Source organism: Streptomyces hiroshimensis (assembly GCF_014650335.1).
In the GTDB taxonomy this organism is placed as follows: Bacteria; Actinomycetota; Actinomycetes; order Streptomycetales; family Streptomycetaceae; genus Streptomyces; species Streptomyces hiroshimensis.
Genome location: NZ_BMUT01000001.1, coordinates 339,952 through 354,730, shown reverse-complemented (window position 1 = coordinate 354,730; position 14,779 = coordinate 339,952). Strand labels below are relative to the sequence as shown.

Below are 14,779 nucleotides of genomic sequence, written 5' to 3'. Positions count from 1 at the left end.
CCGCCGAATGCAGATCCGGCGGTTTCGGAATCCTCGGCAGCGGAACCCGGGCCGTCCGCCCGGGCGCGGGCCCGTCGTCAAGCCGTTCCGCGCGCGAAGGCGGGGGCAGCTCGGGCGGGGGCTCCGCCCCGGGCGGCGGGGGCGTGAATTCGGAACGCCCCGGCACGCCGCGCGAACGGGGCGCCCCATATCCCTTCGGCAGCGAAGGAAGCCCGCTCGGGGGGACGGCGACGGGGTCCGGAGGCCGCGGCGGATCAGGGGGCTCGGCTCTCGGCGCCCTCACCGTCCTTTGGGCCCTTTTCGGCCGTTCGCCGCCGGACTCCGCCCTCACCACCGCCGAGGCGGAGGTGAATCGCTCGTCCAGGCTGCTGTCGTCCCCGGCGGCGGAGCCGATATCCGGTTCATTCTTGTCGTACAACTCGCCCCACCAGGCGTCCTCTTGGCCGGTGCGCGGGTCCCCCTGCTGGCTCATGCCCTTATTGTCCATACTCTGGGGCATACGGGAAGAGTGCACGGCAGACCTCACCCGGGGATGATGACCGAGTCGAAAAGCGGTCGCGGGGAGGGATGTCGTGTGCTCGGTGCCATTGGACTGGAAGAGCCTGCCGCAGTCCGGGAGATGGGCCGTCGCGGGGGGACGGAAAAGGAACGGCAGCAGCCCGCAGGACACAGTGGTGTGGAACTGATTACGGGAGCACGCGCTGTTGACGAACGACTGCGGCACATACGGCGCGGCGCCGCCGTGGAGATATGCACACTGCTGGCGGGAAGACCCCGGCGCGCGGCCGGGACGGCCGTCCCGGCCGCACCGGAGGGCCCGAACAGCTCGAACGGCTCAGCCGTTTCGTCGGTCACAGCGTCCGGCATACCCCACCGCACGGTGGTCGAACGTGCCGGCCTCGCCGCAGTGCCGGATTCCGGGGATCCGGCCCGGATGCGCGTCGCGGAGCGCATTCCCGCCGAACTGGTGATCGCCGACCGTGCAGTTGCCCTGCTCCCGCTCACTCCCCGCACGGCCGGGCTCGCCGCGCTTCCCGAGCTGCCCGAGCCGGCGGCCCTGGTCGTCCACCCCGGCCCGCTGCTCGCCTCGCTGGTGAATCTGTTCGAGGACATCTGGAACGAGTCCCTCCCCATACGGGTCTGCGCGGACGCCGCCCGGCGCGCGGCCGACGGCTCCCCGGCCGGACCCGACGCGCTCGACCTCGCCGTGCTCTCGCTGCTGATGGACGGCCTGACCGACGCGAGCGTCGCCAAGCAGCTCGGGCTCGGGCTGCGGACGGTGCAGCGCCGGGTGAAACGGCTGATGGAGCTGGCGGGGGTGACCACCCGGCTGCAGCTGGGGTGGCACGCGGCCGCGCACGGCTGGACGGCACGCCTCTGACGGGAGGCGAGGGTCGGGTCTCGGCCACGTGGCCGCAATCGTCCGGGGGCGCCGCCGCCCGGCTTCCGGCAACCTTGGTGCATGGGGACGTGGCAGCTGCTCCTGGTCGGCCTCGTGATGCTGCTCGGCCTGCTCGGCGTGGTCACTCCCGGGGTGCCGGGGCCGCCGATCGTGTGGGCCGGCGTGCTGTGGTGGTCGATGACCGACCGGACCGCCCTCGCGTGGGCCGTGCTGGCGGGGGCGACGGGCGTGCTGCTGCTGGAGCGGGTGGTCGGCTGGCTGCTGCCGCCCCGCCGCCTCCGGGGCGCGGGCATCACGCGCCGCGCCTTCCTGGTGGCGGGGGTCTCCGGCATCGCCGGCTTCTTCCTGATCCCGGTGCTGGGCGCGGTCCCCGGGTTCGTCGCCGGGCTCTACGGCGTCGAGCGCAGGCGTCTGGGCGGGCACGGCGCGGCGTGGGCGTCCACCCGGAACGTGATGCGGGCGCTGGGCACGAGCGTCCTGGTGGAGCTGTTCGCATGCCTGCTGGTGGTGGGGATGTGGATCGGCGCGGTCACCGCAGGATGAGCAGGGGCCGGGGGCCGGGCGGGCCCCCGGGCCGGCCGGGCCCGGCTCACCGGGCCGCCGCGCCCCCGAAGCCTTCGAGGGCGAGCAGCGCGCGCTTGCGGTCCAGGCCGCCCGCGTAGCCGGTGAGCGAGCCGTCCGCGCCGATCACGCGGTGGCAGGGGCGCAGCACGAGCAGCGGGTTGGCGCCGACGGCCCCGCCGACCGCGCGGACCGCGGCCCGGGAGGCGCCGATGCGGGCGGCGAGTTCGCCGTAGGTGGTGGTGGCGCCGTAGGGGATGGCGTCCAGGGCGTCCCAGACGCGGCGGCGGAACTCCGTGCCCTCCACGGCGAATTCGAGGCGGAAGTCCTGGGACTCGCCCGCGAAGTAGGCGGTGAGCTGCCGCTCGGCCTCGGCGAAGGCGGCGGCTTCGCGCTGCCAGCCGGGGTCCACGGCCGGGGCGTTCTTCTGGTCCGGTACGGACAGGGAGGCGATGGCGGTCCCGCCGGGGGCGGTGGCGGAGGGCCGGCCGGTGACGAGGAGCGGGCCGAGGGGGCTCGTGATCTCGCTGTAGAGGGTGGTCATGGTCAGGAGTCCTTGCCGGTCGGGGCGGCGGTGGCCGCCAGGTGCCAGAGGTGGTGGAGGGCGTAACTGCGCCAGGGGCGCCAGGCGTCGGCGGCGCCGGGGTCCGCGCCGAGCGCGGTGAGGCCGTGCCGGACGCCGGCGTCGGCGGTGAGGAGGACGTCGGGGTCGCCGAGGGCCCGCATGCGGATGTAGCCGGTGGTCCACGGGCCGATGCCGGGGAGGCCGAGGAGGGCGCGGGCCGCCTCCTCGCGGTCCGCGCCGGGGTCGAGGCGGACCGTGCCGTCGGCGAGGGCCGTGGCCGTCGCACGCAGGGCGCGCTTGCGGGCGTCCGGCATGTCGAGCTCGTCGAGGGCGGCGTCGGCGAGGGTGGCGGGGTCGGGGAAGAGGTGCGTGAGGCCGCCGTCGGGGGCGGGCAGGGGCTTGCCGTAGGCGGCGACGAGGCTCTCGCCGAGGCGTACGGCGGCGGCGACGCTGACCTGCTGCCCGAGCACGGCCCGTACGGCCAGTTCCTCGCCGTCCGCGGCGCCGGGCGAGCGCAGGCCGGGCCTGGCGGCGACGAGCGGGCGCATCAGGGGGTCGGCGCCGAGCCGCTCGGCGACGGCGTAGGGGTCGGCGTCGAGGTCGAACAGGCGGCGTACGCGCTGGACGGCGGTGGCCAGGTCGCGGGGGTCGGTGAGGTGGAGCCGGCAGTCGAGCCAGGCTCCGTGCCGGCTGTCTCCGGGCCGGGGTTCGTGGACCTCGGCGATGCCGGTGCCGTAGGGCAGCCGCAGGGTGCGGCGGTAGAGGCGGGCGCCTGCGGTGCCGAGGACCTCCTCGGCACCGGGGACGGCGCGGCGCTGCAGGAAGCCGAAGATCTCGCGTGCGGCGTACGGGCCGCGGTGGGCCAGCCGCAGCGGGATGCCGGCGCCGGAGGCCCGGCGGCTCTTGCCCCCGCGCAGGCCGCTGGGGGTGGACGCGTAGATCTCACGGATCGTGTCGTTGAACTGGCGCACGCTCGCGAAGCCCGCGGCGAAGGCGATGCCGGTGACCGGCATGTCCGTGGTCTGCAGCAGGACGCGCGCGGTGTGGGCGCGCTGGGCGCGGGCGAGGGCGATGGGGCCGGCGCCGAGCTCCTGGGTGAGCTGGCGGTGCACCTGCCGGGCGCTGTAGCCGAGGCGGGAGGCGAGCCCCGCGACGCCGTCGCGGTCGACGACGCCGTCGCCGATCAGCCGCATGGCGCGGCCGACGAGGTCGGCGCGGACGTTCCACTCGGCGGAGCCGGGGGCGGTGTCGGGGCGGCAGCGGCGGCAGGCGCGGTAGCCGGCGCCCTGTGCGGCGGCGGCCGAGGGGTAGAAGCAGGCGTTGTGGCGCTTGGGGGTCACGGCGGGGCAGCTGGGACGGCAGTAGATGCCGGTGGTCTTCACGGCGAGGAAGAACTCGCCGTCGAAACGGGCGTCCCTGCCGTGTACCGCTTGGTAGCGGGCCTCGTCGTCCATGCGTCCAGTCTGCGGCATGGGGGTGCGTGCGACTGGCGGAAATCGGACGGGGGCCTTCGGGCCTGTGAGGCAGACCCGAAGGCGCGTCCCGGCGGTGCCGGGCCTGCCCGGGGCAGGTCCGGCACCGCCAGGGGGAACCGCGACTACCGCCCGCCCCGCTTGCGGGCGTACGCCTCACGGCCCTCCGCCGACTTCATCTTCCAGTCGCGGCGGATCTCCGCCCGCAGCCGGGCGTCGGTGCGGGAGGCGATCCACGCGTTCTCGCGCTGCAGCTTCCTGTAGCTGTCGAGGCGCCGCTGCCCCAGCTCCCCCGAGTCGACCGCCGCGAGGACGGCGCAGCCCGGCTCGGCGTCGTGCCCGCAGTCGTGGAACCGGCAGCGGGCGGCCAGCTCCTCGATCTCGGCGAAGGTCTGCGAGAGGCCGCTTTCCGCGTCCCACAGGCCGACGCCGCGCAGCCCCGGGGTGTCGATCAGGACACCACCGGAGGGCAGCTTGAGCATGTTGCGTGTGGTGGTGGTGTGACGGCCCTTGCCGTCCCGGTCGCGGGCGGCGTTGACGTCCTGGACGTGCTCGCCGACCAGGGCGTTGGCCAGGGTGGACTTGCCGGCGCCGGACTGGCCGAGCAGCACGGACGTGCCCCCGGCCAGCGAGGCGGCGAGGACGTCGACGCCCTCGCCGGTCTCCGCGCTGACGGCGAGCACCTGGGCGCCCGGCGCCACGGTCGCCGTGTCGGACAGGAGGTGGCCGAGGACGACGGGGTCGGGCACGAGGTCGGCCTTGGTGAGGACGACCATCGGCTCGGCCCCGCTCTCCCAGGCCAGGGCCAGGAACCGCTCGACGCGGCCCAGGTCCAGCTCCACGGCCAGGGAGACCGCGATGATCGCGTGGTCGACGTTGGCGGCGAGGACCTGGCCCTCGGAGCGCTTGGACGACGTCGAGCGCACGAAGGCGCTGCGGCGGGGCAGCAGGGCGAGCACCAGACCGCGGCCGGTGTCGACGGCGGCCCAGTCGCCGGTGCACATGATGTTCAGCGGGTCGCCGGTGGTGACGAGCGCGGTGTCGGCCTGCACGGTGTGCACGCCGGTGCCGTCGGGCGCGGGCACGACGACGTCGCAGCGGCCCCGGTCGACGCGGACGATGCGGCCGGGGACGGCGCCCCCGGCGGCGTGGGCGGTGAAGCTGTCAGCGAACCCTGCGTCCCAGCCGTACGGGGCGAGAGGGTGTGAGAGCTCGGTCAAGACGGTGTTCCTTAAAGGAGGAGAAGGAGGAAGTGACGGACTTCTGCTGGGTGCGGGCCGTGACAGTCATCGGTCCTCGCCTCCTCTCCTCGGAACACGCGTCTTTCGCGCTGGGGTGAGCTTAAGCAGGGCGGACGGGCGTGCGCGAAGGGTTTTTCTCCCTTCGCCTTCGCTACTCGCGCCGCTTCACGTGCGCTACTCGCGCCGCTTCGCGTGCCGGGCGTGCTTCGGCTGGTGGGTCTCCTTCTGGAGACGCGAGCGGACGTCGTCCGGGGGCAGGAACTGGGCCCACCGCTCCGGGAACTCCGAGGGCGGCTCGCGGTCCTGGCCGATCACGCCCTCGTCCGGGCCGTAGTCGTCGAGGTCGTCCTCCAGGCTCGCCTCCAGCGCGCGGGCCGCGCGCTCGGCGGCCTCCTGCGCCGCGGCCGCGGCCCGCAGCCGGTCGACGTCGGCGCGCGCGGCGGCGGTGGCCACCGACGGCCACACCCGGTCGAGCGCGGCGTTGACGGCCGCGCCGACGAGCACGGCGAAGGCCGAGACGCCGATCCACAGCAGCACGGCGACGGGCGCGGCGAGGGAGCCGTAGATGGTCGGCCCCTCCACCGTGTGGGTGAGGTAGATCCGCAGCAGGAAGCTGCCGAACACCCACATCGTCAGGGCGACGAGCGCCCCGGGGATGTCCTCCTGCCAGGGCGAACGGACCGGCACGGACACGTGGTAGAGCGTGGTGAGGAAGGCGATGCACAGCAGGATGACGACGGGCCAGTACAGGAACCGCACGACGTCGGCGCTCCAGGGCACGACGTCCACCACCGCCTCGGGCCCGGCGACCATCAGCGGCAGCGCCACCGCCCCGATGAGGAGGGCGACGATGTAGAGGAGGAAGGCGAGCAGGCGGGTCCGGACGATGCCGCGCTTGCCCTCCAGCCCGTACATGATCGTGATGGTGTCGACGAAGACGTTGACGGCGCGCGAGCCGGACCACAGGGCGATGGCGAAGCCGACGGAGATGACGTCGGGGCGGCCCTTGGTGACGTCCCGCAGCAGGGGCCGGGCGATCTCGTTGACGCCCTTGTCGCTGAGGACCGTCGCGGACGCCCTGAGGATGTTCTCCTGGATGGAACCGATGGTGTTGGTGCCGGTCCAGTCGTCCAGGTAGCCGAGCAGGCCGAGGAGGCCCAGCAGCAGGGGCGGCAGGGACAGCAGCGTGAAGAACGCGGCCTCCGCGGCGAGCCCGGTCACGCGGTATTCGATGCAGGAGTTGACCGTGTCCTTCAGAAGAAGCCACGCCATCCTGCGTTTCGAGACATTCCGGTACAGGACGCGAGCCCTGTGCAGCCGGCCGGCCCGACGCCCCGGAGATTCATTTGCTGCCTGCACGCTCTAACCGTATCCGGCCTGGCAGCATCGGCTCGCACTCCCGCCGAACAGACGGGCGACAGGGGGTGGGACGAGCGTCCGGTGGAGGGTGATGCTGCGCCGACTCGGCACCACCCTCCGGCCGCTCTCCCACACCATCCGCCCGCGGCGCGACCCCGCGCAACGGTTGCATGGAGTTGCAATCCTGTGGATGCCCCGGCGGACGGGGCCGCGGGACGGCACCATGGCAGCGTGAACCGCGGAACCACCGACGAACGCCTGCTGCCGGCCGTCCGGGAGGCCTGCCTGGGTGACGCACGGCCTCCGGTGCCCCCGCGCCCGGTCATCGGGCAGTCCTGGCACCGCGTCCGGCTCCGGGGCCTCGATCCGGAGAAGGGCGGTTCGTCCCCGCCGCTCCCGGCCGAGGAGGTCGAGCAGCGGCGCCAGCGCTCGCCGCTCGCGGCGCTGCTCGTCCAGCTGCGCGAGGGGCTGGGCTCGGTGGTCGACATCGAGCGGCACCTGATGGCCGTCACGGACGCCGAGGGACGGGTGCTGTGGCGGCAGGGCAATCCGGGCGTGCTGCGCAGCGCCGACCGGCTCGGCTTCGACGTCGGCGCGTCCTGGGCGGAGGAACTGGTCGGCACCAACGGCATCGGCACCTCGCTGGTGGAGCGGCGGCCGGTGCAGGTGCGCTCGGCCGAGCACTACGTCCGCACCCACCACGGCTGGACCTGCGCGGCGGCCCCGCTGCACGATCCGCGCGACGGGCGGCTGCTGGGCGTGCTGAACGTCAGCGGCCCGGCCCCGGTGTTCAACCCGGCCACGCTGCCGCTGGTCACGGCGGTCGCGAAGCTGGGCGAGGGGGAGCTGCGGTCCCGGCACTGGGAGTCGGTGGAGCGGCTGCGGGCGGTCGCGGCGCCCATGCTGGCCCGGGTGGGCGGGCGGGCGCTGGTGGTGGACCGCGACGGCTGGGCGGCGGCGGTGACGGGCATGGGGCCGGTGGGGCGGGTCGCGCTGCCCAAGACGGTGCAGGCGGGGCGGGCGTGGCTGCCCTCGCTGGGGCTGTGCTCGCTCGCGCCGCTGCCGGACGGCTGGCTGGTGCGGGTGGAGGAGGCGCCCCGCGCCGAGCTCGTGCCCAACCGCGTCGTGCTCGACGTACGCGGCCCGCGCCGCTGGACGGTCACGGTCGCGGGCGCCGGCGGCGAGTGGTCGCAGGAGCTCAGCCCGCGCCACGCCGAGCTGCTGTACGTGCTGGCCCGGCACCCCGTGGGCCGCTCCGCCGCGGAGCTCGCGGCGGACCTCTTCGGCGACGCCTCCCGGACGGTGACGGTCCGGGCGGAGATGTCCCGCATGCGGCGCACCCTGGCGGGCGTCCTCGGCCACCGCCCGTACCGCTTCGCCGACGGCGTCGACGTCCGCCTGCTGACCCCGCCGCGGGGCGAGGACCTCCTGCCGGCGTCGACGGCCCCGGTGGTCCTGACGGACCGCGCACGCCTTCCGGGCGGGCCGGACTGACTACCGGGCCCGCGCCCGGCACCGCATGCCGACCCGAAGCACGGCGACCCACCCCCGGGCGGGGACCGCAAGCCCCCGCTCACCCCGCGCGCCCCGCGTCATGGTTCGCTGGGCGTATGAGCATCCGTACGACCAGCGTGACCACCTGGTCCCTGGAACAGACCTCGCCGGCCGACCTCGTTCCCGTCCAGGAGCCGGACGCCGCGTCCGGCATCCGGATTGTCCGCTCCGAGGTGCCCTCGCCCGAGTTCAGCCGCTTCCTCTACACGGCCGTCGGCGGCGACGTGACCTGGCTCGACCGGCTGCCCTGGAGCCACGCGCAGTGGCGCGCGTACCTGGAGCGGCCCGGGGTCGAGACCTGGGTGGCCTATGAACACGGGACACCGGCGGGCTACATCGAACTGGACCCGCAGCCCGAAGGCACGGTCGAGATCGTCTACTTCGGGCTGATCCCGGCGTTCCGCGGCCGCCGCATCGGCGGCCACCTGCTGTCGTACGGCACCGCCCGGGCCTGGGACCTGGCCGAGCACTGGGAGGGCCGGGAGCCGACCCGCCGGGTCTGGCTGCACACCTGCAGCCTGGACGGCGAGCACGCCGTGGCCAACTACGAGAAGCGCGGCTTCCGCCTGTTCGAGACGAAGACCGAGGAGCAGCCCGAGGCCGCCCCGCCCGGGCCCTGGCCGGGCGCCCACGCCTGAGAACAGGCCGGACACGGGCCGAACACAGACCGGGTACAGACCGGGTACAGGCCGGACACAGGCACCGCGCCCGCCCCGCCCGGCACGGCACGCCACCGAACCCGTCCCGCGATGCGGGACGGGTTCGTCCATAATCCGGACAACGGTGGACTGGCCAGTTCCCGCCGTGCCACGCTTCCGTCATGTCCGGAGCTGGAATCGTCTTGGTGAGTCGGCGTCACGTCGACCTCGTCCGCGTGTCCAGCGCCATCTGTCCGGCGCGCTGACGTCTCAGCACCAGCACTGCCGTTTCCTGACTTTCGCCCGCTCCCCCGCCGTCCCCGATGCCGCGGACGAGCATCCCCCTTGCGCACCCCCGCAGCCCCGTAAGCACCCGCGCCCGCCCCTGCATCCGCATCCGCCGGCGCCGGGCGCACCCGTGGGCGTACCCGCAGGCCACCGAAGGACATACCGCCATGGCTGCCACCTCGCAGACCCCCTCAGCCGCCACGTCCCGCCGCAAGGCCGGCCGCCACCGCGGCGAGGGCCAGTGGGCCGTGGGCCACTTCACCCCGCTCAACGGCAACGAGCAGTTCAAGAAGGACGACGACGGTCTCAATGTGCGGACACGCATCGAGACGATCTACTCGAAAGCCGGCTTCGACTCCATCGACCCCAACGACCTGCGCGGACGGATGCGCTGGTGGGGGCTGTACACCCAGCGCAAGCCGGGGATCGACGGCGGCAAGACCGCGGTCCTGGAGCCGGAGGAGCTGGACGACAAGTACTTCATGATGCGGGTGCGCATCGACGGCGGCCGGCTCACCGTCGCCCAGCTGCGCGCCATCGGCGAGGTCTCGCAGACCTACGCCCGCGGCACGGCCGACATCACCGACCGGCAGAACATCCAGCTGCACTGGGTGCGCATCGAGGACGTGCCCGCCATCTGGGAGCGGCTGGAGGCCGTCGGGCTGTCGACGACGGAGGCGTGCGGCGACTGCCCGCGCGTGATCATCGGCTCGCCGGTCGCCGGGATCGCCGCGGACGAGATCCTCGACGGCACGCCGGCGATCGAGGAGATCGAGCGCCGCTACATCGGCAGCAGGGAATTCTCCAACCTGCCGCGGAAGTTCAAGTCCGCGGTCTCCGGCTCGCCGGTGCAGGACGTGGTCCACGAGATCAACGACATCGCGTTCGTCGGCGTCGTCCACCCCGAGCACGGTCCCGGCTTCGACGTCTGGGTGGGCGGCGGGCTGTCCACCAACCCCCGGCTCGGGGAGCGGCTCGGCGCCTGGGTGCCGCTGGAGGACGTGCCGGACGTGTGGGCCGGGGTCGTGGGCATCTTCCGCGACTACGGCTACCGGCGGCTGCGCACCCGCGCCCGGCTGAAGTTCCTGATGGCCGACTGGGGACCGGAACGTTTCCGCGACGTCCTGGAGAACGAGTACCTGAAGCGCAAGCTCGCCGACGGCCCGCCGCCGGCCGAGCCGAGCAACCGCTGGCGCGACCACATAGGCGTGCACGAGCAGAAGGACGGCCGCTTCTACGTGGGCTTCGCCCCGCGCGTCGGGCGGGTGGACGGCAGCACCCTCACCAAGATCGCCGAACTCGCGGCGGCCCACGGCTCGGACCGGCTCAACACCACGGTCGAGCAGAAGATGATCATCCTGGACGTGGCGCGCGAGCAGGTGGACTCGCTCGTCGCAGGGCTGGAGGACCTCGGCTTCCAGGTCACACCCTCCCCCTTCCGGCGCGGCACGATGGCCTGCACCGGCATCGAGTTCTGCAAGCTCGCCATCGTGGAGACCAAGGCGCGCGGCGCCTCGCTGATCGACGAACTCGAGCGCCGGATGCCGGACTTCGAGGAACCGGTCACCATCAACATCAACGGGTGCCCCAACGCCTGCGCCCGCATCCAGACCGCCGACATCGGCCTCAAGGGCCAGCTCGTCCTGGACGACGACGGCCGCCAGGTCGAGGGCTTCCAGGTGCACCTGGGCGGCGCGCTGGGCCTGCAGGCCGGATTCGGCCGCAAGGTCCGCGGCCTGAAGGTCACCTCCGCGGAACTGCCCGACTACATCGAGCGCGTACTGACCCGCTTCGGCGAACAGCGCGAGGACGGCGAGCGGTTCGCGGCCTGGGTCGCCCGCGCCGGCGAGGCGGACCTGTCATGAGCGGACGCGCCGCCCCCTTCTACTGCCCCTACTGCGGCGACGAGGACCTGCGCCCCTCCGAGGAAGGGCACGGGGCCTGGGAATGCGCCGCGTGCAGCCGGGCGTTCCGGCTGTCGTTCCTCGGGCTGCTGGCCCCCCGCCACCGGGGCCCGGCGCCCGTACCCGGCGAAGGGGACAGCACGTCATGACCGTCACCGATCTGCAGGCGCTCGCCGAACGGGCGGGCCGCGAGCTGGAAGAGGCCCCGGCGCCGGAGATACTGCGCTGGGCCGCCGAGACCTTCGGGGAGCGCTTCTGCGTCACCTCCTCCATGGAGGACGCGGTCGTCGCCCACCTCGCCTCGCGCGCCCTGCCCGGCGTCGACGTCGTCTTCCTCGACACCGGCTACCACTTCCCGGAGACCATCGGCACCCGCGACGCCGTCGCCGCCGTGATGGACGTCAACGTCATCACGCTCACACCCCGCGCGAGCGTCGCCGAGCAGGACGCCGCCCACGGGCCCCGGCTGCACGACCGCGATCCCGACCTGTGCTGCGCGCTGCGCAAGGTCGAGCCGCTGGAGCGCGGGCTCGCCGCGTACGACGCCTGGGCGACCGGGCTGCGCCGCGACGAGTCCCCCACCCGCGCGGGCACCCCCGTCGTCGGCTGGGACGAGCGGCGGCGGAAGGTGAAGGTCTCCCCCATCGCCCGCTGGACCCAGGAGGATGTCGACGCGTACATCGCCGAACACGGCGTGCTCGCCAACCCGTTGCTGATGGACGGCTACGCCTCCGTCGGCTGTGCTCCGTGTACGCGCCGGATCGCGGCGGGCGAGGACGCGCGCGCGGGCCGCTGGTCGGGGCTCGCCAAAACCGAGTGCGGGCTGCACGGATGACACAGGAGCGGGAGCAGAGGATGAGCGGAGCCACGATCTGGCTCACCGGCCTGCCGAGCGCGGGCAAGACCACGATCGCCCGGACGCTGGCCGGGCGGCTGCGCGACGAGGGACACCGGGTGGAGGTGCTCGACGGCGACGAGATCCGCGAGTTCCTCTCGGCCGGGCTGGGCTTCTCCCGGGAGGACCGGGACACCAACGTGCGGCGGATCGGCTTCGTCGCGCAGCTGCTCGCCGCGCACGGCGTGAAGGTGCTCGTCCCGGTGATCGCGCCGTACGCGGACTCCCGCGAGGCGGTGCGCAAGCACCACCAGGAGCGGGGCACCGGCTATCTGGAGGTGCACGTGGCCACGCCCGTCGAGGTGTGCTCGGTCCGGGACGTCAAGGGCCTGTACGCGCGGCAGGCGGCGGGCGAGATCTCCGGCCTGACGGGCGTCGACGACCCCTACGAGGCGCCGGCCGACCCGGACCTGCGGATCGAGGCTCACGGGCAGAGCGTGGCCGAGTCGGCGGGGGCGCTGCACGCCCTGCTGGCGGGACGGGGGCTGGCATGAGCGCCGCCGGAAGCCCCTTCGCCCTGCCCCACCTGGAGGTGCTGGAGTCGGAGGCGGTGCACGTCTTCCGTGAGGTGGCGGGGGAGTTCGAGCGGCCGGTGCTGCTGTTCTCCGGGGGCAAGGACTCGATCGTGATGCTGCACCTGGCGCTGAAGGCCTTCGCTCCCGCGCCGCTGCCGTTCGCGCTGCTGCACGTGGACACCGGGCACAACTTCCCCGAGGTCCTGGCCTACCGCGACCGTACGGTCGCCGAGCACGGGCTGCGCCTGCATGTCGCCTCCGTGCAGGAGGCCATCGACACCGGGCGGGTCCGCGAACGCCCCGACGGCACCCGTAATCCCCTGCAGACCGTCCCTCTCCTCGATGCCATCGCCGGTCACCGTTTCGACGCGGTCTTCGGCGGGGGGCGCCGCGACGAGGAGAAGGCCCGCGCCAAGGAGCGGGTGTTCTCCCTGCGGGACGAGTTCGGCGGCTGGGACCCGCGCCGTCAGCGCCCCGAGCTGTGGCACCTGTACAACGGCCGCCACGCCCCGGGGGAGCACGTGCGCGTCTTCCCCCTGTCGAACTTCACCGAGCTCGACGTCTGGCAGTACATCGCCCGCGAGAAGATCGAGCTGCCCGCCATCTACTTCGCCCACCGGCGCGAGGTCTTCGCCCGCGACGGCATGTGGCTGGCCCCCGGCGCCTGGGGCGGGCCCCGCGACGGCGAGGAGAGCCGGATACGCACCGTGCGCTACCGCACGGTCGGCGACATGTCCTGCACCGGCGCCGTCGACTCCCACGCCGTCACCATCGAGGAGGTCATCACCGAGATCACCGCCTCCCGCCTCACCGAACGCGGCGCCACCAGAGCCGACGACAAACTCTCCGAAGCCGCCATGGAGGACCGCAAGCGCGAGGGGTACTTCTAGCCATGAGCACTGTGACCGACACGACCACGGCCGCGACCTCGCTGCTGCGTTTCGCCACCGCCGGATCCGTCGACGACGGCAAGTCGACGCTGGTCGGACGCCTCCTGCACGACTCCAAGTCCGTGCTGGCCGACCAGCTGGAGGCCGTCGAGCACGCCTCCCGCAGCCGCGGCGCCACCGCCCCGGACCTCGCGCTGCTGACGGACGGCCTGCGCGCCGAGCGCGAGCAGGGCATCACCATCGACGTCGCCTACCGCTACTTCGCCACGCCCCGGCGGCGCTTCATCCTCGCCGACACCCCCGGCCACGTGCAGTACACGCGCAACATGGTCACCGGGGCGTCCACCGCGCAGGCCGCCGTCGTCCTCGTCGACGCCCGCAACGGCGTCGTCGAACAGACGCGCCGCCACGCCGCCGTGGCAGCCCTCCTGCGCGTCCCGCACGTCGTCCTCGCCGTCAACAAGATGGACCTCGCCGGCTACGCGGAGCCCGTCTTCGCCGCCATCGCCGAGGAGTTCACGGCCTACGCGAGCGGGCTGGGCGTCCCCGAGGTCACGGCCATCCCCGTCTCCGCGCTCGCCGGCGACAACGTCGTGGCACCGTCCGCGCACATGGACTGGTACGGCGGCCCCACCGTCCTGGAGTACCTGGAGACGGTGCCCGTCGTCACCGACCCCACCGCCGACCCCGCGCGCTTCCCCGTCCAGTACACGATCAGACCGCAGACGGCCGAGCACCCCGACTACCGCGGCTACGCGGGGCAGATCGCCTCCGGGGTGCTGCGCGTCGGCGAGCCCGTCACCGTCCTGCCGTCGGGGCGCACGAGCACGATCGCCGCCATCGACGCGCTCGGCCAGAGCGTCGACGTGGCCTGGGCGCCGCAGTCGGTGACCGTGCGCCTCGCCGACGACCTCGACGTCTCCCGCGGCGACCTCATCGCGCCCACCGCCGGCGCGCCGCAGGTCACCCGGGACGTCGAGGCCACCGTCTGCCACCTCGCCGACCAGCCGCTGCTCCCCGGCGCCCGCGTCCTGCTCAAGCACACCACCCGCACCGTCCGCGCCATCGTCAAGGACATCCCCTCCCGCCTCACCCTCGACGACCTCTCCCAGCACCCCGCGCCGGGCCGCCTGGAGGCCAACGACATCGGGCGCGTCACACTGCGCACCGCCGAGCCGCTCGCCCTCGACCCCTACGCCGGCTCCCGCCACACCGGCTCCTTCCTCCTCATCGATCCGGGCGACGGCACGACGCTGACCGCAGGCATGGCGGGCGAGGCCTTCGCGGCGGGCCCCGGGAGGCCGTCCGACGACGAGGGATGGGACTTCTGAGATGACGGCGGCGATCACGACCGCGATCACGACCGGCTCGGCGGGCGGCATCGGCCGATGTGCGTGCTGACGCCCGTACCCACGGCGTCGGCGCCCCGCCTCTTCCCGTACCAGTCACTTCCCTTACGCCCCACTGAAGCGCCGGGCGTCCCCTAGCCATACCC

At 73.7% G+C, this 14,779-nt stretch carries 15 protein-coding genes; 11 read left to right on the top strand and 4 right to left on the bottom strand.

The window, feature by feature from the left end; genetic code table 11:
• Nucleotides 1-880: 880 nt before the first annotated feature.
• Together IE241_RS01470 and IE241_RS01465 are read left to right on the top strand one after the other, a co-directional pair.
• Nucleotides 881-1,381: a helix-turn-helix transcriptional regulator gene (locus tag IE241_RS01470; protein WP_190019706.1), complete on the top strand. Its 501-nt coding sequence runs from the start codon at nt 881-883 to the stop codon at nt 1,379-1,381.
• 81 nt (nt 1,382-1,462) lie between these two features.
• Nucleotides 1,463-1,945, top strand: a complete 483-nt coding sequence (locus tag IE241_RS01465) for a DUF456 domain-containing protein (RefSeq protein WP_190019705.1) — start codon at nt 1,463-1,465, stop codon at nt 1,943-1,945.
• A 46-nt stretch (nt 1,946-1,991) separates the two neighbouring features.
• Here IE241_RS01465 and IE241_RS01460 read toward each other — a convergent pair whose 3' ends face one another.
• From IE241_RS01460 to IE241_RS01445, 4 genes are all read right to left on the bottom strand, one after another.
• On the bottom strand, nt 1,992-2,507 hold the full coding sequence (locus tag IE241_RS01460; protein ID WP_190019704.1) for a methylated-DNA--[protein]-cysteine S-methyltransferase: 516 nt from the start codon (nt 2,505-2,507) through the stop codon (nt 1,992-1,994).
• A gap of 2 nt (nt 2,508-2,509) precedes the next feature.
• The gene (locus IE241_RS01455; protein WP_190019703.1) at nt 2,510-3,982 is read right to left on the bottom strand and encodes a DNA-3-methyladenine glycosylase 2 family protein; all 1,473 of its coding nucleotides are present in this window, start codon (nt 3,980-3,982) and stop codon (nt 2,510-2,512) included.
• A gap of 143 nt (nt 3,983-4,125) precedes the next feature.
• Nucleotides 4,126-5,220, bottom strand: a complete 1,095-nt coding sequence (gene rsgA / locus IE241_RS01450; protein WP_190019702.1) for a ribosome small subunit-dependent GTPase A — start codon at nt 5,218-5,220, stop codon at nt 4,126-4,128.
• A gap of 195 nt (nt 5,221-5,415) precedes the next feature.
• Nucleotides 5,416-6,600 carry a YihY/virulence factor BrkB family protein gene (locus IE241_RS01445; protein WP_190019701.1) on the bottom strand — a complete coding sequence of 395 codons (1,185 nt, stop codon included), beginning with the start codon at nt 6,598-6,600 and terminating at the stop codon, nt 5,416-5,418.
• Between the two features lie 231 nt (nt 6,601-6,831).
• Here IE241_RS01445 and IE241_RS01440 point away from each other — a divergent pair, with 231 nt between their 5' ends.
• The 9 genes from IE241_RS01440 (at nt 6,832) to IE241_RS01405 (ending at nt 14,615) form a co-directional block, all read left to right on the top strand.
• Nucleotides 6,832-8,094 carry a helix-turn-helix domain-containing protein gene (locus IE241_RS01440; RefSeq protein WP_373300535.1) on the top strand — a complete coding sequence of 421 codons (1,263 nt, stop codon included), beginning with the start codon at nt 6,832-6,834 and terminating at the stop codon, nt 8,092-8,094.
• A 116-nt stretch (nt 8,095-8,210) separates the two neighbouring features.
• The gene (locus IE241_RS01435) at nt 8,211-8,792 is read left to right on the top strand and encodes a GNAT family N-acetyltransferase (protein WP_190019699.1); all 582 of its coding nucleotides are present in this window, start codon (nt 8,211-8,213) and stop codon (nt 8,790-8,792) included.
• A 182-nt stretch (nt 8,793-8,974) separates the two neighbouring features.
• Entirely contained in the window at nt 8,975-9,058 is an 84-nt protein-coding gene (locus IE241_RS34875) for a putative leader peptide (protein ID WP_373300573.1), read from the top strand.
• Between the two features lie 189 nt (nt 9,059-9,247).
• Nucleotides 9,248-10,945, top strand: coding sequence for a nitrite/sulfite reductase (locus IE241_RS01430; RefSeq protein ID WP_190019698.1), 1,698 nt, complete (start codon nt 9,248-9,250; stop codon nt 10,943-10,945).
• Complete coding sequence (locus tag IE241_RS01425) at nt 10,942-11,133, top strand: hypothetical protein (RefSeq protein WP_190019697.1); 192 nt, start codon at nt 10,942-10,944, stop codon at nt 11,131-11,133. The genes IE241_RS01430 and IE241_RS01425 overlap by 4 nt, the downstream gene beginning before the upstream one ends.
• Nucleotides 11,130-11,819 (top strand): phosphoadenylyl-sulfate reductase, encoded by a 690-nt coding sequence (locus tag IE241_RS01420; RefSeq protein ID WP_190019696.1) that lies wholly within the window; start codon nt 11,130-11,132, stop codon nt 11,817-11,819. Before IE241_RS01425 ends, IE241_RS01420 begins: the two co-directional genes overlap by 4 nt.
• On the top strand, nt 11,816-12,373 hold the full coding sequence (gene cysC / locus IE241_RS01415; RefSeq protein ID WP_190019695.1) for an adenylyl-sulfate kinase: 558 nt from the start codon (nt 11,816-11,818) through the stop codon (nt 12,371-12,373). Before IE241_RS01420 ends, cysC begins: the two co-directional genes overlap by 4 nt.
• A complete protein-coding gene (cysD, locus tag IE241_RS01410) occupies nt 12,370-13,284 on the top strand; it encodes a sulfate adenylyltransferase subunit CysD (protein ID WP_190019694.1) in 915 nt (304 codons plus the stop codon). Before cysC ends, cysD begins: the two co-directional genes overlap by 4 nt.
• 2 nt (nt 13,285-13,286) lie before the next feature.
• The gene (locus tag IE241_RS01405) at nt 13,287-14,615 is read left to right on the top strand and encodes a sulfate adenylyltransferase subunit 1 (RefSeq protein ID WP_190019693.1); all 1,329 of its coding nucleotides are present in this window, start codon (nt 13,287-13,289) and stop codon (nt 14,613-14,615) included.
• The last annotated feature ends 164 nt before the right edge of the window (nt 14,616-14,779 follow it).

Excerpts from the sequence above, each read along its gene's own strand:
- IE241_RS01405 (WP_190019693.1), top strand. The coding sequence starts at position 13,287 with ATGAGCACTGTGACCGACACGACCACGGCCGCGACCTCGCTGCTGCGT.
- IE241_RS01420 (WP_190019696.1), top strand. The coding sequence starts at position 11,130 with ATGACCGTCACCGATCTGCAGGCGCTCGCCGAACGGGCGGGCCGCGAG.
- cysD (WP_190019694.1), top strand. The coding sequence starts at position 12,370 with ATGAGCGCCGCCGGAAGCCCCTTCGCCCTGCCCCACCTGGAGGTGCTG.
- IE241_RS34875 (WP_373300573.1), top strand. The coding sequence starts at position 8,975 with ATGTCCGGAGCTGGAATCGTCTTGGTGAGTCGGCGTCACGTCGACCTC.
- cysC (WP_190019695.1), top strand. The coding sequence starts at position 11,816 with ATGACACAGGAGCGGGAGCAGAGGATGAGCGGAGCCACGATCTGGCTC.
- IE241_RS01455 (WP_190019703.1), bottom strand. The coding sequence starts at position 3,982 with ATGGACGACGAGGCCCGCTACCAAGCGGTACACGGCAGGGACGCCCGT.
- IE241_RS01430 (WP_190019698.1), top strand. The coding sequence starts at position 9,248 with ATGGCTGCCACCTCGCAGACCCCCTCAGCCGCCACGTCCCGCCGCAAG.
- IE241_RS01425 (WP_190019697.1), top strand. The coding sequence starts at position 10,942 with ATGAGCGGACGCGCCGCCCCCTTCTACTGCCCCTACTGCGGCGACGAG.
- IE241_RS01465 (WP_190019705.1), top strand. The coding sequence starts at position 1,463 with ATGGGGACGTGGCAGCTGCTCCTGGTCGGCCTCGTGATGCTGCTCGGC.
- IE241_RS01435 (WP_190019699.1), top strand. The coding sequence starts at position 8,211 with ATGAGCATCCGTACGACCAGCGTGACCACCTGGTCCCTGGAACAGACC.
- IE241_RS01460 (WP_190019704.1), bottom strand. The coding sequence starts at position 2,507 with ATGACCACCCTCTACAGCGAGATCACGAGCCCCCTCGGCCCGCTCCTC.